Raw genomic sequence first — 25,459 nt, 5'->3', positions numbered from 1 at the left:
TTTTTCACCTATCTTCTGAACAATCACTTTTTAAGTCTATGTACTATCATTGGCTTAAATACTTGCCATAAATACTTAAATTCCGATGTTTTAAAGAAAACAATAAGGTAGACAACATTGACGATAATCACACAGATGATACCTTTCATTACTAAAGCAAAGAATCCGCTCCATGGAACTAAATGGCACGCTAATGTTGTTATGAATCCGGTAGCTAGTGTTAGTAAAATAAACCAAAGATAGCTTCTAAAATAAATAAGGACAGATTTATTAAAGACCATATTATAAGTAATCTTAGATTGTGTCCAAACCGGAATGAGTAAACTACTAATGGTCGTTCCTAAAAATATTCCAGCTAATCCCAAATACTTAACTAGTATAACCGATGCACCTAAGTTAATAGCAGATTCATATAATGGAAAGAAGCGATCGGGTGAAAATAGCCCGGCCTTATCTTTAAATGTACTAATCGGCCCCCTCATTCCCTTAATATAAAAATTAATAAGGATGACTAAAAATGTAAAGTTCCCCAGTAACAGTCCATCTCCTAGCCACCAATTAATAAATGGCTCTAATAAATTAAAAAGAAAAATGGTTGAAAATGAATAAATCCAGAAGTTAATCAGGTTAACTACCTTAAATACTTCATAGGTTTTATCCTTACTTTCAGTCGCAATGAGATTTCCAACACTCGCCCCGAGTCCATTTACCACAGGCGTTAATAATGCGGAAAGTTGCCCAATGACCATTGTATAATTCGAATACAATCCCACCGCTTTTAGACTAACAAAAGCAGAAATTAAAAGATTATCCGTTCCAAACACACAGTAAGCTCCTATACTATGTAAGAATAGTGCCTTTACGTTAGTAATAAGATTCTGTTTTGTTGATTCATCTACCTTATACCTTTGGTTGGTTCTTATAAATGCATAACGCTCATTGACAATTTTACCATTCCATATGTTTTGAATAATGAAGATACCTGCTTCAACCACTAGATATAGAATATAGTTCTTCGTTAGCCATAAAACAATAATTCTAGAGATTGTCGTAATGACATTGAATAATAAATTGTACCTAGCCAAAATATACCCTTTTTGATCAGCATTAATTAAAGACCATTTATGAGCATTTAAATAAGAAATCATATTCTTTATTACAAAAATAAAGTATATCATCCCGATAAACGGGATTTTAGATTCCTCTTTCATTAGATATCCTAAAAAAGGATAAAGTGATAAACTGAGGATAAAAATAGCGATAGCTAAAACTCCATATAATTTCTTATATAGTTGAACAAGCGCAATAACCTTTTCCTCATTCTTTTCTGCTAGAGGTTTATACAAATTAAATGTAATACTTGCACCGATTCCACCCTCAACAAGACTTAACATCGATAATATATTAGTGAGTAATCCATTAACACCTAGATACTCAGTGCCTAGACTATCTAAAAAAACTTTTCTCGAAATAAAACCTAATAACGTTATTACAATCTGTGTAATAATAGCTATATAAATATTTTTAATTGAGTTACTTAATCGCATAACATCTCCTACATCTCCTCAATACACCGATATAATTTATTGATTTCATTACTGGTGTTTATTTCCTCCTTTTTCAAATTATCTCTATAAAGTTGTTGCTCTCCCGGATTAGAAATTAATTCTTTCAGAACTTGATAAATACTTTCTGAATTCACTTCACATAATCTTCCCGTAAATCTATCCTGAATTTGTTCTAAAGCTCCTTGGGTTTTAGTAGCAATTATCGGAAGTCCAAAGCACTTTGCCTCTGCAATAGTAAGTCCATATGCCTCATATAGCGATGGTTGAATATAAATATCACATCCAACCATATAGATGTATGGATTTAATTGTTTACCAGCCAAGTGAACATAATCATGCACCTTATAATCATTTATTTTTTTCAATAAAGGGGCGTATTCCGAACCTTCGCCAACAACAATCCATTCAAAATCTATACCTTCCTCTTTTAATAACAAAGCAACTTCAGGAATGAGGTTTACCCCCTTTTCGTTCGACAATCGTGAAACCGTTAAAATTCTAAATTTGTGAGAATTCCAGATTTCCTCTTTATACTGTAAATTTTCTCCACTCAAAACATGACTTTTCTTAATATGATTATAATATACCTGGCATCTATCCGCTAGGGACTCATATCTCGTAGTAAATGTTGATTTACATCTTTCAGAAACGCAAAATATTTGATCATACTGGTCGTAATAATCCTTATTTCTGTCCACGATGTCCAAATATTCATTTATATCCGAATGTACCCACATAATCTTTTTTTTCGCCTTTATTTTTTCTATACAGAACATTGTGGTAAAGGAAATCGGGTTATGATAAGCAATTGCAAGGTCGTAATCTTTATGAAATCCCTTAGTTAACCGAAGCCTAGCTTTATACTTAAGATAATCATTAACCCCATATTTCAAAATTAACCCTGTTTGAATTAAACTAATACAATTTTTTATATTGAAATCTCTAAGTTCATGCAAAATTTTTTTTGTTATACTAATATAATCATTATAAATATAAATAAGATTCACTCTTTTATCTAAATAGGGGGATAAATCGCCTCCTTCTTCTTCCAAATATAAATCTACCTCATACTCATCAAAGTTAATTTCTTCTAATAACCCCAATAATGATTTTTCAATTCCACCAATTATCATTTTTCTTGTAACAATTGCAATCCTTTTCATCTATATACCCTCTCTATTATCTAATAAACTTTTCCATTTATCAGCAATCGATTGAATCATATAATTTTCAGAGGACTTATAGGCCCCAACCGATAAAGTATATCTTAACTGACAGTCTTGAATTATGCATTCCATACTCTTAATTAACTCCGTCAAATCATTTTTATTTACTAAAAATCCATTTTTACCATGCTCAATTATAGACATTGGTCCCACATTATTAAAACTGATAACAGGGATTCCTTTGGCTAAACTTTCAATTAAAACACAACCAAACCCTTCTTTTTGGGAGGTTAATAAACTGAAGGCGGCCTCTTTATACTTACCTTCAACGTTAGAAGTGAACCCTGAAAGAATTACCTTTCCTTCTAGATTTAATTCTTTAACAAGTTCTTTTAACTTTAACTTCTCAGGACCTTCTCCTACGATTTCTAAAATCCAATCCGGGTATTCGTGATTTAACTTTTTCCACGCGTATATACCATACTCCATAGACTTTTCACTACTTAATCTCCCCACCATTAAAATTTTTTTATTTTCGGCTTTATAATTATAACTTCGTACAAAGGGAATAGCATTTGGAATAATTTTTACATTCTTGTTTAATTTTTCATAAAAGGTGTAGTCATTATGTGTCAGTACGGCAACCCCATGTAAGCTACGGTAAAATATTTTCTTCAACATGTTCCATTTTTCCGTGTCTGACTGATATTCCTCATGATGAGACCCGATAACGCTATATTTTAAAAGAGGAGATAAAATCGCAAAGTATACATTATGAAACGTTTTAGTCGTTATTAAATAATTTAATTTTTCATCTTTTAATTTTTTATACAAGAAAAATAGTTCATTTAAACAAGTTTTATAAGATCCTTCTATCCCTTTAGGAGCATAATTCAAATATTTTATTTCAACATTGGAATTTAAATCATAGGGAAGTTCTCCTGATTCGGTTTGATACTGTGAGTAAATAACTATCTCGTACCTCAAATCTACACTAAAATAATTCGCTAAAGTTGTTACAACCCGTTCAACTCCCCCAGAAATATTAATGTTGCCAACCAAAAATCCTATCTTCATAATGTCACCTCCTATCTAAATAACTCTTCTATTTCATTAATACAATGTTGAGCATCAAAGAATGAAACACGGTCTTTAGACTTTTCCCTATATTCTTGAAGCAGTGATGGGGTACTTAATAAATTTTTTAACCCTTCGTATAATCCTTCTTCACTATTATCGACAAGCAAGCCATATTCTCCAAAATCTAACAATTCATTTGGACCCGCACAATCGGTGCTAATAATAGGTAATCCTAACATCATTGCTTCGGCAATAACTAAAGAAAATCCCTCATTTACTGAAGAACAGACAAATAAATCCCCCTGCTTAATATATTGATAAGGATTTTCTTTAAATCCTAGTAACTTCACGTTTGTTAATTGATCACGTTGAATTTGCTCTTCAAGCTCTGAACGACTCCAACCATCACCTAAAATCCACAATTCATAATTGAATTGTTCCTGATTTAGTCGATGGCATACGTTTAAAAGGCGATCATATCCTTTTTGACCTACTAAGCGCCCACTCGTTACAAGTAATGGTTTATCTAAAGGTTTAGCTTCATCTTTTAGTAACTCATTCCCTTTCTTTCTAATCAGGTCACCAATAATCGGATTGTATTTTACATGAAGTTGTGGTTGAAAGTCGGTACCAAATAATTTAAGAAAACCTTCCTTCGCACTATGAGAAACAAACACTAAATCATCAAAGTTTCGATAACATTTCTTCTCCAGTTCAAGGCTATTCCTAAATGTTTTAGTTGTCCAATGACCATTAAATAAATCGATATGAATCCAAGCAATTTTTCGACTATGCTTATTCGTCGATGCTCCAATAATCTTTGTTGCCCTTCCCTCTAAGAATGCGATTTCTATATCATATTTTTCGCGGATTCCTAATCGATAAAGAAGCTTTCCGTCACTTTTCTCCACGAAGGGATGAAAAAGTCGACTAATACCTTTTATATTAGGAAAAATTGATTTATACTTAACATCTTTCCTTAACTCCTTTTTTCGCACACCATAATCCCAAATACTCATCACCGTAATATCGTATTTATGAATATCCATATGATTAATTAGGTCCACAAATACTTTTTCAACGCCTCCGCCAGCAAAGCTCTCCACTAAGAAAAGAACCTTCTTTTTCATAAAATCACCTTCAAACTTTTTCCTTTAGTCCCTATCCTCAAGGAGATATTTTTAAAATGGCCTACGATTTCACTCCCTCTACAACTCTATCCTGCCTATCATAAATTTTCTCAATAAGAAAATTGGGAATATGTATATTAAATAAGGGGTTATCCTAATAATTCAACGATTTCTTTTAAGCGTAATTCCTTATCAAAAAAGGAAGTTCTTTCTTTAACCTTATTCCTATAATATTTTTGCATTGTAGAATCTGTCAAATATTGTTTCAACCCTCTATATAATGCTTCTGTTGTATTTTCCGTTATTAATCCGTATTCATTATTACCTAAAAGCTCACTTGTTCCTGAGACATTTGTTGTAACAATTGGAACACCTAAAATAACCGCCTCTGAAATCACCGTACTAAACCCTTCCCATCTAGAGGAGCATACGAACAAATCACTTTGTTTCATATATTTATACGGATTATCTCTCTTTCCTATTAAATGAACTGAATCTTCAATACCATTGTCACTAGTATATCGACAATAATTGTCATACTCTGGACCGTCGCCTACAATAACTAGATCGTATAAAATTCCTTCGTCATATAATCTTTTATGGACCTTTAACAAACGATCATATCCCTTAGCCTCAACTAGCCTTCCAACCGAACATACCATGAATCGACCACTATTCCCCCGAATAATTTCATCAATAGTTTGTAACGATTTTTCTTTTATATCTTCTGTTTGATTAATATTATAACGGACGACACAATTATCCGTAATTTTCATCACCTGGGTAAACATCTCTTTTACATATTCAGAAACACAAATGATTTTATCAAATTTTAGATAAGCATTGCGGGTCGTAGACTCGTCCTTAAAATAATCATAAATTCCTGTACATTTTGTAAAATCACTATGCACCCATACAAACTTTTTAGAACTACTATTAACTGAACCAGATATAATTTTTGCTGGTGCCCCTCTCATAAAAGCAATCTCAACATCATATTTTTCTTTGACCAGTACCCTATATAAAAGTGATGATGGCATTTTTTTCAACATCCCCGTGTATAATCTAACCTTCATGTAGTTCCATATTTTAAATTTCGAAGTCTTATAAAAACTTTTTACAGTTACTGAGTTATTTAACTTCTCTTTTAAGTCAAAGTAATCATATATCGTTATAATCGTAACATCAAAATCTTGAACTAACTCATTTACCAAATTAACTAATACACGCTCAACTCCACCAATTGTTAGGGTTGGTACAACAAATAAGATACTCTTTTTCATTCACCTGCGCTCCCTTATGATTTTATCTTCATTTTAAATTTGATTAAATAGTAGATTAGACTACTATTTTTTTTCTTCATATTTTTTAATACTATATCTGTAAATTTCGTTTTTCCTTTTTCAACCCGCTCCAATGCCTCAATAATATCCTCTCGGTTAATTACATCTTTAATATTTTGTATTTTTTCTCTTCTCGTTAATGGACACTTCTGATGAAAGTACATCTCAAATGCGTCAATAACCTGATGTATATACATAGAGGCTAACCATTTTTGATTTTCCTCTGTATAGATGTTAAACTCTTTAAATAACTCCATTAACCTTTCATATCGGTAAGCTCTAACATCAATTTTTTTAGGGTGATAACGGTTCACAATGGTATCCTCAAATGTTTTAATATAGTGATAGTAGCTATCCGTTGATAACGTTAAACACGATAGATTTCTAAATACATCAATATTAAAATTGGTATCCTGATCAATTGGTAACCACTCGATAAACTTTAATTCCTTCTGACGTAAAAATTTTAACTGGTAAAGTTTGTTGTGCGTGTAATTAAATAATGTGTTATTCAGAATATCCACCATAATTTCTTTAATTTCCTGTCGCCCTTTTAAAATCGCATTTTTATAATGAGATTCCTCATATGAAATTTCACCATTTTTTAATGAAATATCATATTTTAGTCCACACATAACTACCTCTGCACCTGTTTCCTTTGCCCTATAATATTGTTCTTCTAACATAGTTAACTCACAATAATCGTCTGCATCAACAAGTTGTAAATATTCTCCCTGGGCTATGGAAATACCTGTATTTCGTGCAATACAGGCCCCTTCGTTTTTCTTATCGATAACTTTAATCCGAGAATCACGTGCTTCATATTCGCGACAAATATCAATACTTTTATCCTTTGAACCATCATTCACTAAAATTAATTCGATTTCTTTTAATGTTTGATTTAAAATAGAGTCAATTGCACGCCTTAAATACTTTTCAGCATTGTAAACTGGCATAACTACACTAACTTTTATCTCCATTTTTTTCTCCCTTCCCTTAAGCTATTCATTACTTTAAAACATAACATGACTGCAGTAATAGAGTTTAAATGAACTAACCCCTTTGTAAGCTTAATCATCTTATTATTGGAGCGCACTTCATTTGCACATTCTTTCACATAATGGCGATGTAAGATTTTTTTTATCGCTATTCTCTTTTCTCTCACTGTTAAATGACAATCACGGTGAAATAAATTTAACCACGCAGAAAAAACTCCACCCAAATGGTTTTCCATAAGAGTCAATTCATTTTCTTTTGTATCATAATGCATTACTTTCAAAAACTGCTCAATCCCTTGGTGAATGTCAAGTCCTTTTTGATACATCTGATCAATATATTGGTAGGTTATACTGTTATTTTGTCGGCGCATGTAAATATAGAGCGGCTCATTAATAAACGAAAGCGTTTGAATATTTTTAAAATAATCTAAATTAAAGAATAAATCTTCCCCTGTTTCCACGTTTTCTCTAAATGAAAGGCGATTGTGTTCAATAATCTCACGCTTGTAAAGTTTATTCCAAAGGGGATTAAAGAGTCCACTATTCATATAAGGCATTATCAGATGGGACATGGTGTTTACATCTAAACACTCATCCGGATAAAATAATGAATTCTGACGACTAATAACGTTACCTTTTAGTTCCTTCACTTCTTCATATCCACAAACGACTAAATCAGGGGAATTCTGTTGCATTTGTTTAACAAGCTTTTCTAAATAATAATTATCTAAATGGTCATCCGCATCTACAAAGGCGATATAAGTTCCCTTCGCCTTTTGAAGAAGTTTATTTCGCGTGGCTGAGACACCTTGATTTGATTGATGAATTATCCGAATCCGATGATCTGTTGCCGCTAATTGCTCACACAACTCACCACTGCCGTCAGTTGATCCATCATTGACCATCACAACCTCCCAATTGATAAAGATTTGGCTACGAAGTTGCTTCATTAAATTTAATAAGTAAGCTTCCGCATTATATACCGGGATTAATATACTAACTAATGGTTCTCTCATCTAATCCTTTTCCTCTCTACTTTCGTAATAAATCTCGAACACGATGTTTTAAAGAGTAACATCCCATAATTAATAAAACAGCCTTTATTTTCACTAATCGAACAATAAGATTCACAAAGGTTGAACACTTAACACCTGAACAAGATTGACGCACCTTAGGATTTTCAACGATCATTTTAATATAGCGATATCTACCTTGAAATGTATACATTAAATTAGGATTATACGTATTATTGATACACGAAGCAGTATCCATCATAAATTGTGATTTTAATAATTGTTGTTCTCGCCGATGATAAACACCCCAACTTTTTAGAAGTTTAATTAACTCGTTATTCACATCAATAAAAATCTCAAACATATTAGATGGTAGTTTCTGAGCAACCCCCTCTAAATTGCTGACTCGATAATTATATGTATGATCATTAATAATGACCAAAGAATTAATTTTATCAACATATGCATTATTAAAAGCTAAATCTTCATACTTAGGACGATCAGGAAAACGCAATTGATATCTTTCAATAATTTCACGTTTATACACCTTATTATGGGGTGCATGAGAAACACCGTTTGTCGCAATTTCTACGTACATTTTTCGAACCTCACTCATTGAGTGATAGGCATTTGCCGGATAAAAATAATCTACTTTAATAGAAGACAAACTCTCGTGATTAAAATAACAATTATGAGAACATCCAATTAACCAATCATATGATTTTAAAGACTGGACATAGGTTAATAACGTATCGGTTTCTAACCAGTCATCCGCATCTACAAATAAAATATATTGTCCGGCTGCATAATCTAATCCTACATTACGTGCACGACCTGCCCCTTGATTTTTACAGTGAAAAACACGGATGCGCTCATCGTTTAGTGCGTATTCATCACACAGCTTTCCACTATCATCCGTTGAACCATCATTAATGAGTAGTATTTCAAATGATTTATATGTTTGCTGAAATAGACTATCCATACAAATAGGTAGATACTTTTCCACATTATAAACTGGAATAATAATACTAAAAAAGGGAACGTTCATCCTAAACCCCCTCCAATAAAGAGATCCATTTACGAATCACCTCATCCATCTCAAATCGTTTAATATCTTTTAGGGTATTTGAGCTAAACCTTACTCTCAGTGATGGGTTCTCAATCAATTCCGTTACCTTTTGTTCCATCATCTTACAATCACCCATGTCAACGAGATATCCATTTTCTGATGATAAAATTAACTCTGCCGGTCCTGTTTGACAATCAAAGCTGACAATTGGTAATTGGTAACTCTTGGCTTCTAACAAGGTCATTGGTAATCCTTCATAGCGAGAAGTCATCACAAAGAAAGAACTGTCTTGATAATAATGACTCATCTCCTTTTGATTCCCTGTTAGCACAAGGCGCCCCTCTAAATGATATTCTTTAATTTTTTTCTCAAGCATCGGGCGCTCGGCTCCTTCCCCAATAATCAACCATGTCCATCCCGGGTGCTTAGGTAATACTTCCTTGGCAACCTCGCACAATATATCAAATCCCTTAATATGTCTTAATTGACCAACACTAATAATTTGTTTGCTCTCAGATCGATACGTCGTCTCAGGAATTTTTTCAATCGGATTGTAAATACACGTTATTTTATCTTTTATTCCAAGGTATTCTTGATAATTTCGACGATCTTGTTCAGTTAGTGTCACAATATGGGTTGAAAAATATTTCGTCAATTTTCTTGAAAAATCACGTAACCGTGAGCCATTATTCGAATAATAATTGAAATGTTCCCAGGAAATTGTCTTCACCTTCGTCCAACGGGTAGCTGGAATCGTATAAAGATTACAAATAACGTCTACTTCGATTAAAATATCAATTTGATGCGTTTTTAAATACTGACGAAGTGTCTTTACAATTTTAAAATAATCGTACTTTAAATCAACATCTCCCTTTCTTAACAAAGTCGCCTGATAGACGAACGGATGTAATTCAAAAAAAGAAGTCATCGTCGGATTAGTAACGCTCAGCACATGAATTTCATATGCTGAGTCTTTAACTAATTCATTCGCAATCATGGATGTCACTCGTTCTGTTCCACCAGCACGTGACATATTGCCATTTAAAAAGCAGATTTTCTTCACCTGAGGTTCTCCCCCTTCTCACTATCTAATTTATTTCTAATAACCATCATTAAAACTAACGCAAGTGGCATGAGCTTATTTCGATGACGAATGGCTGTTCCAGTATTTAACGTTCCCATTCCATAAACAAACCCACCGATCACAATACAGAGAACGAGAATTCGGTAACGACTATCAACCTGCCGATAGTTTTTAAAGAATAAATAGGTCGTATAAATCCACAAACTTGAATCAAGACAGAAAGTTAGAATATCCATCCCACCTCGAATTAACCAAGGCATCGGTGAATAAAGGAGGTAAACAGCTTTGACTGGACCTGCGAATAAAAACTCGACCGGCGTTTCCACCTTTAGACTCGTTAAGTAAGAGGACCCTCCTCCTGTCTCAGCATTCGTTTTTTCAATATACTCCTGTCCTTCTTCGGAACCGATAAAGCCTAAGAAGAGGACAAGGGCCGTGATAATGCATACAATATTTAAAACATTTATTTTGATTTTTTGGCGTTTGCGACTATAAAATAGGAACGCATACAAATAGGGAACCGCGATGGCAATTAATCCATCGTGATACTTAGCTCCGATGATTACAGCTAAAATGGCAATGACCATATCCCATGGGCGATACCCCTTCGTCCATTTGAGAAAATGATAAATCGATAATACAACAAAGTAATAAATACTTGCTTCCCGTAATAGCGCATACCCCATTAAAAAGGGAATGGGCATATATAACCAGAGAGCAAGCATCAGTTTTTTATTTTTCACCGTAAGAGCGATTAAATCGGCAATATCCATTAACTTCGTTGCAGCTAACATAATAAACGAAATATTTAGAAAATGCCCCCAAAATTGATAGGGTCCAAAAATATAATAAATAACCCCTAATACCTGCGAATAAAATCCTGTAAAATGTTCAAGCAATGTACCTGGTAGGGCTTCTGCTGTCTCTACTGCTAATTTTTGAAATGATTGGGCATCCGTCGTATTAAAGGGCAACCAAGCGACGGTTCGATCATAATACAGAGCCGCCATCCTTAACATTAGTCCTCCGACTAAAATCATAAACATCACTTTATCATCTGATTTTTTGTAAAAGTGAAAGATGAAAAAAAGAACATTCAATGCAATATAAATTAGAGCAAGCACTTCTCTGTCTATAACATGTTGCATCGTCAAACTAATAAACCCTTCAGCTAACAATAAAATTAAATAATAACGCATTTTTTCTAACCCACTATCTGTCCATATACCGCTTTTAATAAACGGTTATATTCATTTATATTAAATTTAGATTGAACATGCTCTGCCCCATTTTTCGCCACCTGTTCTCGCAATGAGACATCATTCTTAAAGCGAACCAAATGTTTCACAAATTCGTTATGATTGTTAGGTTCAATCAACACACCCGTTTTTTCAGGAATAATAACTTCTTCAATACTCCCAACATTCATTGAAATGGTTGGAACACCACTTCCAACCGCCTCTAGTAATACCATCGGCAACCCCTCATAAAGGGATGGTAAAAAGAAAATATCCATTAATTGATAAAACGGATAAACATCAGATTGGAATCCCGCAAAGATAAAGAGGTCAGCTAGCCCTAGCTCCTCAACTAACTGTTTCACTTCATCTTCCTGTTCCCCACTTCCGACAATTAAAAGCTTACAGTCTTGGAAGGCCTCCTTAAATGTTGGAAGTGCCTTTATAAAAGGAATCATTCCTTTTTGTTCTGAGAGTCGACCAATGTATCCAATAATCGTCTGATTAGATGGAAGGTTAAATGTCTCCTTCAATTCGTTGACGCGATGTGTTGAAACACTCTCTAGGCTCTCTAAATCAATGGCATTGGATAAAATCGTCGTTTTCTCAGGTTTAAAATAGGTCGCATTTGCCTGATAATAATCGAAGACAATTTTTCCACAGGCGATGTTATGGTCATATTGAGGACGTACCCATCGATCAATTTTTTGGATGATCCCACCAGTTGTTAACCACGGATAACAGTTGTGAATATGTGAAACGACTTTAATCGTTAAACCATACCTCTTTTGCGTTAAAATAGCCGCAAGGGACGCAAGATTATCATGGGCATGAATGAGATCAATGTTTTTTTCCTCGATAAAAGCCTTAAGTCTGCTAGTTAAACCGAGCATATTTTTAATAGAGAAATGAACAGGATAGGCCTCGACTCCCTCGTTAATAAATACGTTAGCTAGCTCTTCTCCCCCAGTTAAAACGAAGGATTCTACCCCTGTCATATGTTTGCAGATTAGTAATCCCACTCGCTCGGCACCACTTAGTTTATTCATTGGTAATAAATGCAAAACTCTCATGGTACTTACACTCCTTCGTAAATCATTTTTAATTCCTTAAGAACAGATGCCATTTCATATTTCTTTAAATGTGGGCTTAAGGAAAAACTTGAATCATTTTTCAAATATAATCTTTCGATTTCATGAGCAAGGGTTTCATCGTCACCGACCTCTACGAGACACCCAACGGTATCATCGCAAATAATATCACGGCAGCCACGAATATTTGTTCCAATCATTTGACGTCCGCATGCCATGAGTTCCATTAAATTACGAGGTAATCCCTCCCGATATGAGAGTAAGACCCCAATATTTGATACATTAATTAATTCGGTAATATCCGTTCTAAACCCTAAAAATTGAACGTGTTTTTGAATGCCACATTCGGTGGCTTGTTGTTGCAACTCCTGTAATTTTAACCCTTCCCCAACAAAGAGCGCCTTAATGTTCGAATATTTATCTTTTAAACGTTCGATGGCTTTAAGGAGTTGGATTTGGTTCTTATTTTCATTTAATTCTGCAATCATAATAATGATAAAATCATCAGAATGAAGCCCTAACTCCTGTCGCTTATCACAAATAGCCTCGTGTGATAAAACTTTATAGTGTGACAAATCAAGTCCGACCCCATCCATTAAATAAGTTTTCTTTGGTTTTAATCGCTTCGTCGTAATTTCATAGTCCTCTTGATTAATGGTGATGGTCACGTCTGTTAATTTCGCCATCATCCATTCAATTGGATAATATAACATCCACCCTACGTTAGATCCACCCTTTAAAAAGTGATAGCCATGTGCTGTATAAATCGTTTTAACATGTGAATCCCTTAATTTAAGTAACCGTCCAAATAAAGAAGCAACTGGGGTATGAACATGAACAATATCATACTGCTTTTGGTTTTGAATTTTGATTAACTCCTTAAATGCCGTTAAATTTCCTGGATGAAGCGGATTTCTGGCAAACGGAATATTAAAGACGTGTACCCCTCGATTTATTAAAGATTCATCAACGGGTTTGTCAATGCTCGTTGCGAGATCCACAAGGTATCCTTCATCTAGTAACATATGAATATGAGGAACTAAAAAGGCATTGACGGTTCGGCTAACCGTCGTTACATATAAAACTTTTTTCATGATAGCCTCCCTTCAGGCAATCGCTTATTTATTTTTTCGTCCAAATAGACGTTTTTTGTTCTCGGGTTGGTCCTCATATTGATAATAATACTGTGAATATCCTCCCATTTTCTGACCGCAGTCATTTAAGATACTCCCAATTACATTAACATTTAGTTTTTTCAGTTCTTTATAAGCATTCAGGATTAATTTTTGTCTAGCCTTTCCTTCACGAATGACCATTAATGTTCCATCGGCCTTGAGTGCTAAAAGTTGTGGATCTGTCACCGATAAAACCGGCGGCGTATCAATAATAATATAATCATACGTCTCTTTTAAATAGCTGAGTAACTGGGACATTTTTTCAGAGCCAACTAATTCTGCAGGATTAGGTGGGATTTTCCCAGCGGTTAACACATCAAATTGATCATCCACTTTCTGAATGACCTCGCTAGGGTTCAACTTTTGAACAATTAAATCGCTTAGTCCTACTTGATTAGATAATTGTAATTTCTTATGAATCGTTGGTTTACGTAAATCGGCATCAATTAATAAAACTTTTTTATTCATTTTGCTAAACGATTTGGCGAGATTTGATGCCACTGTAGATTTTCCTTCCCCTGGAATTGAACTCGTCACGACTAACGACTTTAGTTCAGTATCAATTCCTGAGTATTGAATGCTCGTGCGGAGTGAACGATAGGCCTCCATCGATAATGATTTTTTAAATTTTTCCATCTCTTACATTTCCTCCTTTGAGCTAAAGTGGGGAAGTTGTCCTAAAACAGGAACAGGTAATAACTTTTCAACCATTTCTTTATTGCGAATACGATCATCTAAAAAATCAAGCGCTAAAATGGCTCCTACTGAGACGACAAACCCGACTAAAGCCCCTGTTAAAATAACTACCTTTTTATTGGGGTGAATTGGATATACCTTCACACTATCAATCACCTTAACATTAACCCCTGGGACAATTTTTTGTGCCTGCTGTTCAAATTCTTTCGTTAAAACTTCCAGCACTTTTTTAGCCTGTTTTTGATTTCCACTTTGGTAAGTAATTCCTAAAATAGGCGAATATTTATCTGATTCGGTAAACGTTAACTGACTACTCACTTGGCCTGCCGTTAAATCAAGATTGTGCTTTTTTAATGTTTCATTAAGAAAATCTTCAATCACAATCATCTCTTTAAAAGCAGTCATAAAGCTATAATACGAATAGGCCTGATCCGTCATATATCCCGCCATGACATTTTCAGAATCCCCAATATATACTTTTACTCTTGATTGATACGTTGTTGTTAAGGTTGTGGCCTTCCAATAACCTATCCCCCCGAAGATACAGGTGATTAAAATAATAATCCATGATTTTTTAAATAGTAACCCAATTAATTCCTTAACGTCTAATCTCCTTTGTAACATAACCTAAGGTCCTCCTCTTAACTCTTTTAATTTCATGATCACATCGATACTCTAGCATCTCTAAGCTTCATTTCAACAGAAACTTAGACACTACCTCTCTACTAAATCTATTAGGATTTAATATCATTACTGCCTAACCTTAATAGTCCTCCCTATCCTACTCATATAAAAAAGCCATATTTTCTAGTGGGGAAATATAGCTTTCGATAATTTGAGAGATAGACATTTATGGTGATAATGAAAATTCCACCCAAACCTCCGATTGATTCATTAGGCCTGCTTGGTTCTTCCCCTTTCCCCAATAACATCGCCCAATTGCTTAATTAAATTATATCATTAGAGCCTCCCTTTTATCCCTCAATCATTTATTTTTTGGTATTTTGTATATATTTTACCTTATTATACCAATAAAATCATTAAATAAGTGATTATCCTAATCTGTTTATTGTTGGAATACGATAGGAAGTATATTTTAACCTTATTATTTTACCGACTCCCTATTATACAGCCTATCCCCTAACAATAAATGTCGATTATTAAAATTCATCCAAAAATAAATAAAAAGATTTGTAAAAAACGTTTAACCGTCTTTTACAAATCCATCGTATGCTAATATGTTAAAGATTATTTCATTCTATTTCTAATGATTCGTTTAGGCTAAGAGTTGATACAATAATTCTTTTTGTCTGTCTACCGTGTACTGACCGTGAGGGCGTTTCATTCGATAAACTGGAATTTGTTTAGCAATTTCCGTACACTTTTTAAAATATTCCGCATTTAATCCTATCTTAGCACGAGCCCGCGAACCAAAGATATTACGATATACCGTATGAATCTTTTCTTGCCCCTTAAGTTCCTCTAAAGACACTTCGCTTTCTTCCGTTGGTTGAATTTCAACAATGATTTTTAATGGAATCGGCGTTTTGGCGAAATGGTCACGCGTCGATACGAGATAAATTCGTTTACCTTCACTATACTCAATATATTCATGCTGAGTCAAATCATAATTTTGTTCTTCCATCGTCGACTGGTGAACCCGTTGAACAGGAAAAGCCGGTGTGACACATAAACACTCCATGAATAGATGATTAATCGGTGAAACATCATCGCAAATAAATCCATGTCCATCTTGTCTCAAGGCTGAAGTCAACGTTGATTTCCCCGCACCACTATTTCCAACAATCATTACGGCCTCACCTGAAAGATTAACTGTTGCCCCGTGCAACACCACGACATTTCTCTGCAGTAATGCATACGCGAAACACCGACCATAAATAAATTGCTTAACGCGTATCAAGCTAGCCTCTTTTTCCGGTTTAATAATAATCTGTTGCCCGTCCTTAATATAAAAGATCCCAATATTATTTACCTTAAACCAGATCTCACTTGCATCGAAGCCTCGGATTTGATTTTCTATGACTTCTCTTTCAATATGCGCTGGAATTTTATTAACTAATAACTCAAGATCATAAGGTTGCTCGTCCACGGCAATCAATTCATCAAGTCTTAATTCACTTCTAATAATTAATCCATATGCCTGATAATAGTTCATAAGCCCCCCTATGAAACTGAAGGGTTATGACTACTAGGGTTAGGGTCTTCACTACTAGAGTCATCACCTGAAGGTGTTAGATTTGTTGTATCTCGTAACACTTCCTCAACAACTGCTAAATGTGGATCCACCCATGCCTCTAATGATTGATTATCCCATTTTTCCATTACAAAGACCTCCTCTAATTTTTATCATTTTCTCACTAATAATAATTTAGTATTGGATACTACATAGAAAATTTTAGCATATATTACATAAATATAAATAGATTTACCAAATATGGTGCTATACTTTATCTCATCCCTCTTAAAAATAAACAAAAAAAAAAAACAAATAAAGAGAGCGGGTAGATCCTATTCGTCTCTTTATTTGTTTAATTCCTATTTTTTTGTAGAAAAAAGGTTGCTAATAATATCAATGACGCTTTGTTGTTGTCTGGCTGTCATTTTCGTATCTGATGGTAAGCAGACTCCACGATTAAAATAGTCTTCTGATACCGGTTGGTCATCCGTTGCTGTAAAGAACGGATACTGTTTGAAGACCGGCTGCATATGCATCGGTTTCCATACCGGACGCGATTCGATGTTTTCTTTTTCTAACGCTAACAGGATATCTAATGGTTTCACCTGAGATGTTTCTTTGAGGGTCATGACCGATAACCAATAGTTCGACTCCCCAAAGTCACAAATATTCATCATTTCTATATCTTCAATATCTCTGAAAGCTTCTTTGTATGTTTCATAAATTTCTTTCTTCTTTACAATTCGGTCATTTAAAACTTTTAGCTGTCCGCGACCGATTCCAGCCAAAACATTTGACATCCGATAGTTATAGCCAAGTTCTTGATGTTCGTAATGACGTTCTGCCTCACGCGATTGAGTTGCCCAAAACGTCGCCTTTTTTGTGTACGCTTCATGATTAGAAACCATCATCCCCCCACCTGAAGTCGTGATGATTTTATTTCCATTAAAGGAATAGATTCCAATATCTCCTATCGTTCCACTCATTCGTCCTTTATACGTTGATCCTAATGATTCGGCAGCGTCTTCTAAAATTGGGACGTTATATTTCTGACAGAGTTCTAAAATAGGATCCATGTCTGCACTTTGTCCATATAAGTTCACAACAACGACAGCTTTAGGAAGCTGATGGCGTTTTATGGCGTCTTCAAAAGCCTTCTTCAGGGCTTTTGGACACATGTTCCATGTTGCAGCATCGCTATCAATAAACACAGGTGTTGCTCCTAAGTATAAAATCGGATTACATGAAGCAGAAAAAGTGAGGGTTGAACAAAAAACAATGTCTCCTTCTCCAACACCTAATGCTTTTAATCCAAGATGAATCGCTGCGGTTCCGCTCGAAAGAGCAGAAGCTGATTTCACCCCGACATAATCGGCTAATTCTTGTTCAAACTGATTCACATTTGGTCCGAGTGGCGCCACCCAATTCGTATCAAAAGCCTCTTTAACATAAGTTTGTTCGTACCCTTCCTCACTCATATGAGGAGACGCTAAATATATTCGTGTCATCATTTTCATCCCCTTTATCGTCGTTGTTTAATCACGCGCGCCGGAACCCCGACCGCGGTTACATCCTGAGCTAAGTCATTTACGACGGTTGCCCCCGCTCCAATGATTGAACGAGAACCTATCGTAATCCCTTGAATCACCGTTGCTCCTGCTCCAATATGAGTCAAGTCGCCAACGGTCACGGTCCCACATAAAGTGGCGTTGGGAGAAAGGTGAACATAGTCCCCAATCACGTTATCATGTTCCACAATAGCGCCCGTGTTAATAATCGCATGGCAGCCAACTTGGGTATTCGCGTTCAGCACCACATTTGGCATCACCACAGTTCCCACACCGAGGGTTACATTCGTTCCCATCGTCACCGTTGGATGAATCACCGTATAAAAGGGGAAGTGTGAATACTGACGAGCCAATCGCTCACGTACCTCATTCGAACCAATGGCCAAAACAAATTCCGTCTGCCCACCATGAAATCGATCCGCCGAATCAGTCCTTCCTAAGATGGGATACCCCATCCATTCCGTTTTCCCCGAATCATCGAGTAATCCTTTAATTTCAATCGGCGCCCCGTGTTCGATTTGTGCTTTTAAGCAGTCTATAATCACCGCGGCATGGCCACCCGCTCCAAAAAGAATAATCTGCTTCATCTTAATTTGCTCCATTAAACTTCTCCACCGTCACATGCCCCTCTTGACTAATATCCGATTGTTTCAACACCTTCGCAAACGTCTGCGCCAAAATTTTAAAATCAAGACTTAACCGATGGTTGTCCACATAATAAACATCTAATTCAAATTTTTTGGTCCAAGAGATATTATTTCTTCCATTAATTTGAGCGTATCCCGTAATTCCTGGGCGAACCTCATGACGTCGCATCTGTTCTTTTGAGTAAAGAGGGAGATACTCAACAAGAAGTGGTCGGGGTCCTACTAAACTCATATCCCCTTTTAACACATTAAACAATTCAGGTAATTCATCTAAACTACTTTGTCTTAAAAATTGACCAAACTTCGTTAATCGCTCGTCATCCGGTAAAAGATGACCCTTTGCATCTTTGGCATCTTTCATTGTTCGAAACTTCACCATTTCGAATACTTCGCCATTTAACCCAACACGAGGTTGGCGAAATAAAATCGGCGCTCCTAAGTTTAGGCGCACTAAAATTGCCACGATTAATAAAATCGGTGAAGCAATAATGATCCCTATTAAGGCAATCATAAAGTCGAATATCCTCTTAATTCGTTGTTGCACACTTTATCCCCCTATTCATCACTTCTTCATTCGATTGAGCCAACTGTACATTTATTTTATGATGTTCAGGTTCGCGATAAGTTGGGACAACTTCTTTCAATTTAGCTTTTAACTCCGTGCTTCCCTTTGTTGTTGCTACAATCAACTCATTAATTTGTTTTTTTACTGTGCAAAGTTCAAAGTCTCCTGGCTTACCGATAAAGATTTTTTTATGGTCTGTTTTAGTTAAGCCTTCCTCGTCCATTAAAAGCTCTTCGTATAGCTTTTCACCCGGGCGAAGTCCCGTCACCTGAATTTCAATTTCGGTGTGAGGTTCATATCCCGATAATTTAATTAAATTTTCAGCTAAATCATAAATCTTAACCGGTTTCCCCATATCAAGCACAAAGATTTCTCCACCTTTCGCGAATCCTCCCGCTTGCAACACAAGTTGCGCGGCCTCAGGAATCGTCATAAAATAACGAACAATATCCTTATGCGTTAACGTGACCGGACCACCTTTTGCAATTTGCTTTTTAAATAGTGGAACCACCGATCCATTTGAACCGAGTACATTTCCGAAGCGCACAGCAACAAAATCCGTTTCACTTGTTGGATTTAACGATTGAATAATCATTTCACATAATCGTTTCGTTGCCCCCATGACGTTCGTTGGATTTACCGCCTTATCTGTTGAGATCAGAACAAATCGTTTCACACCATATTCACTTGCCAATTCCGCCGTATGAAGCGTTCCAACCACATTATTTTTAATTGCTTCCGCCGGGCTATCTTCCATTAACGGCACATGCTTATGAGCAGCAGCATGGAAAACGACGTCTGGACGATACGTCTCATAAATTTCTTTCAAACGGTCGCGTTCACGAACAGACGCAATCAACGTCACTAAATTTAAGTGCGGATATTGGCGACGTAATTCATTTTGTAAATCATATGCATTATTTTCGTAAATATCAACGATAATGAGTTGCGTTGGATGGAATTTAGCAATCTGACGACACAACTCCGATCCAATCGATCCTCCACCACCGGTTACCATCACGACCTGTTGTTCTAAATAATCACTAATTCCCTCATAATCCAGTTGAATCGAATCACGGGCTAATAACTCCTCTACCGATACATCTCGAATCATCCCAACATTAAACTTTCCATCGATTAATTCAAATAAACCTGGCATCGTCTTAACCAATATATTTAATCGTTTCGCTTTTACTGAAACTTCATTTAATATTGAATAATCTAAGTGAGCGATGGCTATAATAACTTCATCAATTTGATAATCGTTAATAATAGTTTCTAAATCTTTTCGTTCACCTAAAACTGGCGTCGCTCCTATGACTGTTCCAAATTTTTCAGAATCATCATCCAGGAAACCAATCACTTTTTTCCCAAGATGCGGATTTCTTTTGTATTCATTTAAAACGAGTGTTCCAGCACTTCCCGCTCCATAAATCAAAACACGTTGTTGTTGACCCTTTTGATCTAATTGAGACGAAATAATGATCCGACGGAGCATTCGCCAGGCAATGCGAACCCCATTACACAACACCATTGCTAAAATACCCGCAAGGATTGTCACAAGAAACGGAATCCGATTTGGAATCGCCATAGAAAGCATTAAATTAACGATGGTTCCGATAATAAAAGAAATGGTACCTAAGGCAAAGTCCTCTAAACTCGCTAACGTCCAAATGCTTTGATACTGTCTCATTTTCCATTGGCAAATGAGTAAAATAACCAAACTTAATAGAAGTTGAGCTTTAAAGGCGAAAAGAACTCCTATCATTTCCGTAATAGTATGACCTTCCATATAATAACGAAAAAAGATAGCACATAGATACGCAAGCATAATTAGAAGGATGTCTATACTCATTAGAATTATTTTTTTGATAAACCTTTTACGCATAAATATCCCTAAATCGGTTTTCTCTCCCATATGTAACCTCCTCATTTTTATTAAATAATTTATCCTTTTGACATCTATAAATAAAAAAATCCTATAACCAAATCAATTAGTGATTGGTTATAGGATTTCAAAAGAATAACGCATTAGAATGAACTCAATAAATCTCTCCCCAATTATTGAATCCCTTGATCTCCTACCCCACTAGTCTCTCTTATCTTCAATTGGATTCTCCCATTTAAACCCCAATAAATGCATACCATTTAAGTATAACATATATTTTATACATTTTTAATACTGTATACAATAAAACATCTGTTAAATGCGAAATTTTAAATATTATCGACATTTTTAGTAAGTATGCTCTTCAATTGGCACAGTTAATATTAAAATATCTGCCTTATAAGCTCAGGAATAACTGGTTTAATTATATTACAAATGCACCGGTAATATATGTCGGTATATTTATGTTTTTACAATTTCTTTACAGTTTCTTTCGCAAAAATTGTACAATTCATATAAATAAATTAAATCGCCCTTTGTACTTTCACTATTTGTGTTTACTGTTCAGTGAATTTGTATTTAGCTTAATAAAAATATTTCGGAATTAATTCATCACAACGTTCGGGTGACACATTAGTAAACCATACTGTTCCCCATTGGTTGATCAATCAGGCTCCCATTCATTTTAGATATTATCCCGATAATCACCTCCAACGTTAAAAATAAACTCTGTATGGTCTAAATCGCCCACTACCTCCTTATTCCATTTGACTAATCTAACACTTAATGTACTACTATCAGGGATTCCATCCCAAGTCATATAATTATTTAAAATGAACTCGAATCTTTCTTGTAAATATGGATGAAAGTTGAAGTTAAGATTTTGCTCATAGAATCTTACAATAACTTATTCTCCTTCACTACCAATTCTTTGCTGAGACGAATTGTAATATTAAGTGCGACACAAAAAAAACTCATAAATAGAATCTTAGTTATAGAATGAAGTTACCACACCGAATTCTTAACAAGGAGATCTATTTATGAGTTATAAACATCTTAACACATTTGAGCGCACACGTATAGAAATTCTTTCAAAAATCGGCTATTCAACGAGACAAATTGTGGGACAAATAAATTGTCATCATTCCAGGATTGCTCGTGAACTAAAACGAAATACTCAACAGACATATCAGTCTGAGTTAGCCGATGAATTAGCTGGGCAACGTCGCTTAGTTTGTCATTGTAAAGAGTTGAAATCAGAACAACTAATAAAAACAATTCAAAAATATTTATGGCTAACTTGGTTACTCGAACAAATTTCTAATACGGTTTTAAAGAGGAGCATTTCATTTAAAACTTTTTATCGTTGAATTTATGATGGAACGATTTTATTAGGAGATTTAAGTAGTTTAAGGCAAAAAGGAAAGCGTCGAAAACCACGAGAAACACGTGGACGATTTAACATTGGCCTCACTTCATCAACGTCTCAAAGAGGTGAACAAATGTCATACATTTGGACACTGGGAACTTGATACGGTTGTTTCAAGTCTTTGTAAAAATAAAGGTTGTTTAGCCACCTTTGTTGAACGTCAAACACGCTTTTATGTGGCTGTAAAAATAAAAAATCGCTCGGCTTCAGAAATGTATCGAGCGATTAGTGGGTTATATGAACCCATTCCTAAAGACACCTTTAAAACCTATACGATTGATTGAGGAAAAGAGTTTGCCTGTTATTCCAAAGTAGAAGCTGACTTAAAGGGTAAGCGCGTAATATAAACATGTCTATTTTGACCTCCAACTTTGAGCTATACTTTAGCTATCAAAGAAAAGGAGGTCATTTTTATGAAGGAAAGTCCATTAATTGTTCCGATTCAGCTTGAAACGGATTCTACTAAAAAAGGAACTCCCATCTGTTGTGTTCAACTGAATGGAAGTGAAATAACTTTTTATCCTGAGATTAATGACGATCTTTTAAGGAGAGTTCTGACGGAGTTGATGAAAAATGTTAGTTGATTTCACTCATGTTAAAAATATTTTTGTCGTTTGTGGTCGGACGGATATGCGTTGTGGGATTGATCGTCTCGCGGGAATTATTACGGATAAATATAATTTAGATTTATTTGATGATGCCTTATTTCTTTTCTGTAGTCTAAAAAAGGATCGATTTAAAGCACTTTATTGGGATACGGATGGCTTTATCTTATTATATAAAAGGATAGAGAACGGGGCCCCCACACGGTTTAATTCCTCCCTAAGTGGGGAATGGAACCTTCAATGGCCACGAAACCAAGAAGAATTCAAAAAGTTAACGAGTCAGGAGCTTCGCTGGTTACTTGAGGGACTCTCTATCCAACAGCCTAAAGCTATCAAACCCGCCCGCAAAGGATGCATTAATTAAAAATGGTAATAAATCCTGTATTTTCTATATAAAGTTGGACATACTAAGACTAATAAAATCATTTAGAAAAGAGGTGAGCCAAGTTGAACACGTTTGAATCAAAACTAATCGAAGAAAATCAGAAACTATTAAAGAAACTGGATCAACAAGCTCAACTACTCGCCCAAAAAGAGGAAAAAATTAATAAGCTCCAATTAAAAATGATGGAGCAGACCGACAAAATTGATACGCTTATTGAACAGGTTGAGTTTCTTTCAAAAAAGCTTTTTGGATCCTCAAGCGAGAAAACTAAGGTTGATCCAGGTCAGCTTACCCTTTTTGGGGATCCTGTATTAGAAGAACCTCTGACAAAGGATGAACCGACAGAGGAAATTACGTATCGCCGTCGTAAGACATCTGGTCGTAAAGCAGAATTAACGAAAGATTTACCTATTGAAGAGGTTCATTGTGAACTTCATGGAGAGGATTGTACATGTGACCATTGCGGTCAGGCCATGAAACCAATGGGGAAAAAGGTTGTTCGTGAAGAAGTCTGTTTTGTACCTGCACGATTATATAAGAAAGTTTATATTTCACATGCCTACGAATGTGATTGTCATGATCCTAATCTTGAAGCTAAATCCATTCGTTGTGCCGAGGTTCCTAAGGGACCTATCCAACGTAGCTTAGCAGGACCAACAACATTGGCTTGGCTTTTTCATCAAAAATTTGAACTCGGATTACCAACTTATCGCCAAGAGAAAGAATGGTCGTCTTATGGATTAGAAGTAAGTCGGAAAACTCTCTCTAATTGGATTATCCGTGCCTCTTTTGATTGGCTAGAACCTTTATACAAACTATTTCTAGATAAATTGTAAGCACGTAATATAAACATGTCTATTATGACCTTCAACTTTGAGCTATACTGTAGCTATCAAAGTAAAGGAGGTCTATTTTTTATGAAAGAAAATCCTATTATAGTTCCAGTCGCATTGAGTGACTCTAATTTAAAGTCTCATTCAGTATCTGAGACTAATAAAAATACACCTGTTTGTCACTTTAAAATTAAGGATGCTGAAGTCACGTTTTACAATGGTGTGAACAAATATATCTTACATACTGTTCTAGCGGAGATGTCTAAGTATGCTCGTTGATTTTACTACGGTTCAAAATATCTTTATCGTTTGTGGCCATACTGATATGCGTTGTGGGATTGACGGTTTAGCTAGTGTCGTCTCGGATAAATACAACTTAGATTTATTTAATGATGCTATCTTCTTGTTTTGTGGAAGAAAAAAGGATCGATATAAAGCTTTGTACTGGGATCGTGAGGGATTTATGTTATTGTACAAACGAATTGAAAATGGAAATTTACAATGGCCTAAAGATCAAGATGAAGTTAAGAAATTAACGGCCCAAGAACTCCGTTGGTTATTAGAGGGGTTATCCATTCAACAACCCAAAGCCATTAAACCTGCTAAAACAGGATGTTTATACTAATAGAAATAAGGGATTTTCGACAAAAATCTCTTATTTCTATTTTCATAAGTTGTAAGATTAGGTATA

27 protein-coding genes are annotated in these 25,459 nt (G+C 35.2%); 7 read left to right on the top strand and 20 right to left on the bottom strand.

Annotated elements, in window-relative coordinates; genetic code table 11:
* Positions 1-23: 23 nt before the first annotated feature.
* The 20 genes from VXM77_RS02625 to VXM77_RS02530 form a co-directional block, all read right to left on the bottom strand.
* The gene (locus VXM77_RS02625; RefSeq protein ID WP_338506948.1) at positions 24-1,547 is read right to left on the bottom strand and encodes a hypothetical protein; all 1,524 of its coding nucleotides are present in this window, start codon (positions 1,545-1,547) and stop codon (positions 24-26) included.
* A gap of 8 nt (positions 1,548-1,555) precedes the next feature.
* The gene (locus tag VXM77_RS02620) at positions 1,556-2,731 is read right to left on the bottom strand and encodes a glycosyltransferase (protein WP_338506946.1); all 1,176 of its coding nucleotides are present in this window, start codon (positions 2,729-2,731) and stop codon (positions 1,556-1,558) included.
* A complete protein-coding gene (locus tag VXM77_RS02615; protein WP_338506944.1) occupies positions 2,732-3,811 on the bottom strand; it encodes a glycosyltransferase family 4 protein in 1,080 nt (359 codons plus the stop codon). It lies immediately after the preceding gene.
* Positions 3,812-3,822: 11 nt separating this feature from the next.
* Entirely contained in the window at positions 3,823-4,944 is a 1,122-nt protein-coding gene (locus tag VXM77_RS02610; protein WP_338506942.1) for a glycosyltransferase, read from the bottom strand.
* A 149-nt stretch (positions 4,945-5,093) separates the two neighbouring features.
* Entirely contained in the window at positions 5,094-6,227 is a 1,134-nt protein-coding gene (locus VXM77_RS02605) for a glycosyltransferase (protein ID WP_338506940.1), read from the bottom strand.
* A gap of 14 nt (positions 6,228-6,241) precedes the next feature.
* Positions 6,242-7,267 (bottom strand): glycosyltransferase family 2 protein, encoded by a 1,026-nt coding sequence (locus VXM77_RS02600; protein ID WP_338506938.1) that lies wholly within the window; start codon positions 7,265-7,267, stop codon positions 6,242-6,244.
* Positions 7,258-8,301 (bottom strand): glycosyltransferase family 2 protein, encoded by a 1,044-nt coding sequence (locus VXM77_RS02595; RefSeq protein ID WP_338506936.1) that lies wholly within the window; start codon positions 8,299-8,301, stop codon positions 7,258-7,260. Before VXM77_RS02595 ends, VXM77_RS02600 begins: the two co-directional genes overlap by 10 nt.
* A 16-nt stretch (positions 8,302-8,317) precedes the next feature.
* Positions 8,318-9,346, bottom strand: a complete 1,029-nt coding sequence (locus VXM77_RS02590; protein WP_338506934.1) for a glycosyltransferase family 2 protein — start codon at positions 9,344-9,346, stop codon at positions 8,318-8,320.
* 1 nt (position 9,347) lies between these two features.
* Positions 9,348-10,430, bottom strand: coding sequence for a glycosyltransferase family 4 protein (locus VXM77_RS02585; RefSeq protein ID WP_338506932.1), 1,083 nt, complete (start codon positions 10,428-10,430; stop codon positions 9,348-9,350).
* Positions 10,427-11,650 (bottom strand): hypothetical protein, encoded by a 1,224-nt coding sequence (locus VXM77_RS02580; protein ID WP_338506930.1) that lies wholly within the window; start codon positions 11,648-11,650, stop codon positions 10,427-10,429. The genes VXM77_RS02585 and VXM77_RS02580 overlap by 4 nt, the downstream gene beginning before the upstream one ends.
* Positions 11,651-11,655: 5 nt before the next feature.
* The gene (locus VXM77_RS02575) at positions 11,656-12,762 is read right to left on the bottom strand and encodes a glycosyltransferase (RefSeq protein ID WP_338506928.1); all 1,107 of its coding nucleotides are present in this window, start codon (positions 12,760-12,762) and stop codon (positions 11,656-11,658) included.
* Between the two features lie 5 nt (positions 12,763-12,767).
* Positions 12,768-13,874, bottom strand: coding sequence for a glycosyltransferase family 4 protein (locus tag VXM77_RS02570; RefSeq protein ID WP_338506926.1), 1,107 nt, complete (start codon positions 13,872-13,874; stop codon positions 12,768-12,770).
* 24 nt (positions 13,875-13,898) lie between these two features.
* A complete protein-coding gene (locus tag VXM77_RS02565; protein ID WP_338506924.1) occupies positions 13,899-14,591 on the bottom strand; it encodes a CpsD/CapB family tyrosine-protein kinase in 693 nt (230 codons plus the stop codon).
* A gap of 3 nt (positions 14,592-14,594) precedes the next feature.
* Positions 14,595-15,275: a Wzz/FepE/Etk N-terminal domain-containing protein gene (locus VXM77_RS02560; RefSeq protein ID WP_338506922.1), complete on the bottom strand. Its 681-nt coding sequence runs from the start codon at positions 15,273-15,275 to the stop codon at positions 14,595-14,597.
* A gap of 652 nt (positions 15,276-15,927) precedes the next feature.
* Positions 15,928-16,827: a hypothetical protein gene (locus VXM77_RS02555; RefSeq protein ID WP_338506919.1), complete on the bottom strand. Its 900-nt coding sequence runs from the start codon at positions 16,825-16,827 to the stop codon at positions 15,928-15,930.
* Between the two features lie 8 nt (positions 16,828-16,835).
* Positions 16,836-16,994 carry a hypothetical protein gene (locus VXM77_RS02550; protein WP_338506917.1) on the bottom strand — a complete coding sequence of 53 codons (159 nt, stop codon included), beginning with the start codon at positions 16,992-16,994 and terminating at the stop codon, positions 16,836-16,838.
* Between the two features lie 213 nt (positions 16,995-17,207).
* Positions 17,208-18,356: an aminotransferase class I/II-fold pyridoxal phosphate-dependent enzyme gene (locus tag VXM77_RS02545; RefSeq protein ID WP_338506916.1), complete on the bottom strand. Its 1,149-nt coding sequence runs from the start codon at positions 18,354-18,356 to the stop codon at positions 17,208-17,210.
* A 14-nt stretch (positions 18,357-18,370) separates the two neighbouring features.
* Entirely contained in the window at positions 18,371-19,018 is a 648-nt protein-coding gene (locus VXM77_RS02540; protein ID WP_338506913.1) for an acetyltransferase, read from the bottom strand.
* The gene (locus VXM77_RS02535; protein ID WP_338506911.1) at positions 19,005-19,607 is read right to left on the bottom strand and encodes a sugar transferase; all 603 of its coding nucleotides are present in this window, start codon (positions 19,605-19,607) and stop codon (positions 19,005-19,007) included. The genes VXM77_RS02540 and VXM77_RS02535 overlap by 14 nt, the downstream gene beginning before the upstream one ends.
* Positions 19,591-21,546, bottom strand: coding sequence for a nucleoside-diphosphate sugar epimerase/dehydratase (locus tag VXM77_RS02530; RefSeq protein WP_338506909.1), 1,956 nt, complete (start codon positions 21,544-21,546; stop codon positions 19,591-19,593). Before VXM77_RS02530 ends, VXM77_RS02535 begins: the two co-directional genes overlap by 17 nt.
* Positions 21,547-22,556: 1,010 nt before the next feature.
* On the opposite strand from VXM77_RS02530, the gene VXM77_RS02525 reads away from it, so the two are divergent.
* The 7 genes from VXM77_RS02525 to tnpB (VXM77_RS02495) all read left to right on the top strand — a co-directional run bounded on the left by VXM77_RS02525 (position 22,557) and on the right by tnpB (VXM77_RS02495) (position 25,393).
* Positions 22,557-22,886: a helix-turn-helix domain-containing protein gene (locus tag VXM77_RS02525; RefSeq protein ID WP_338506908.1), complete on the top strand. Its 330-nt coding sequence runs from the start codon at positions 22,557-22,559 to the stop codon at positions 22,884-22,886.
* Positions 22,887-22,965: 79 nt separating this feature from the next.
* On the top strand, positions 22,966-23,229 hold the full coding sequence (locus VXM77_RS02520; protein ID WP_338506906.1) for a hypothetical protein: 264 nt from the start codon (positions 22,966-22,968) through the stop codon (positions 23,227-23,229).
* Positions 23,230-23,358: 129 nt separating this feature from the next.
* Positions 23,359-23,529: a hypothetical protein gene (locus VXM77_RS02515; protein ID WP_338506904.1), complete on the top strand. Its 171-nt coding sequence runs from the start codon at positions 23,359-23,361 to the stop codon at positions 23,527-23,529.
* Positions 23,519-23,914, top strand: a complete 396-nt coding sequence (gene tnpB, locus VXM77_RS02510) for an IS66 family insertion sequence element accessory protein TnpB (RefSeq protein ID WP_338506902.1) — start codon at positions 23,519-23,521, stop codon at positions 23,912-23,914. Before VXM77_RS02515 ends, tnpB (VXM77_RS02510) begins: the two co-directional genes overlap by 11 nt.
* A gap of 83 nt (positions 23,915-23,997) precedes the next feature.
* Positions 23,998-24,771, top strand: coding sequence for a transposase (locus tag VXM77_RS02505; protein WP_338506900.1), 774 nt, complete (start codon positions 23,998-24,000; stop codon positions 24,769-24,771).
* Positions 24,772-24,852: 81 nt separating this feature from the next.
* A complete protein-coding gene (locus tag VXM77_RS02500) occupies positions 24,853-25,047 on the top strand; it encodes a hypothetical protein (protein ID WP_338505923.1) in 195 nt (64 codons plus the stop codon).
* The gene (gene tnpB / locus VXM77_RS02495) at positions 25,037-25,393 is read left to right on the top strand and encodes an IS66 family insertion sequence element accessory protein TnpB (RefSeq protein ID WP_338505925.1); all 357 of its coding nucleotides are present in this window, start codon (positions 25,037-25,039) and stop codon (positions 25,391-25,393) included. Before VXM77_RS02500 ends, tnpB (VXM77_RS02495) begins: the two co-directional genes overlap by 11 nt.
* The last annotated feature ends 66 nt before the right edge of the window (positions 25,394-25,459 follow it).

Source organism: Turicibacter sp. KK003 (assembly GCF_037014675.1).
Classification (GTDB): domain Bacteria; phylum Bacillota_I; class Bacilli_A; order MOL361; family Turicibacteraceae; genus Turicibacter; species Turicibacter faecis.
The sequence above is the reverse complement of the archived record's forward strand: the minus strand, read 5'-3'. Positions and strand labels throughout refer to the sequence as shown.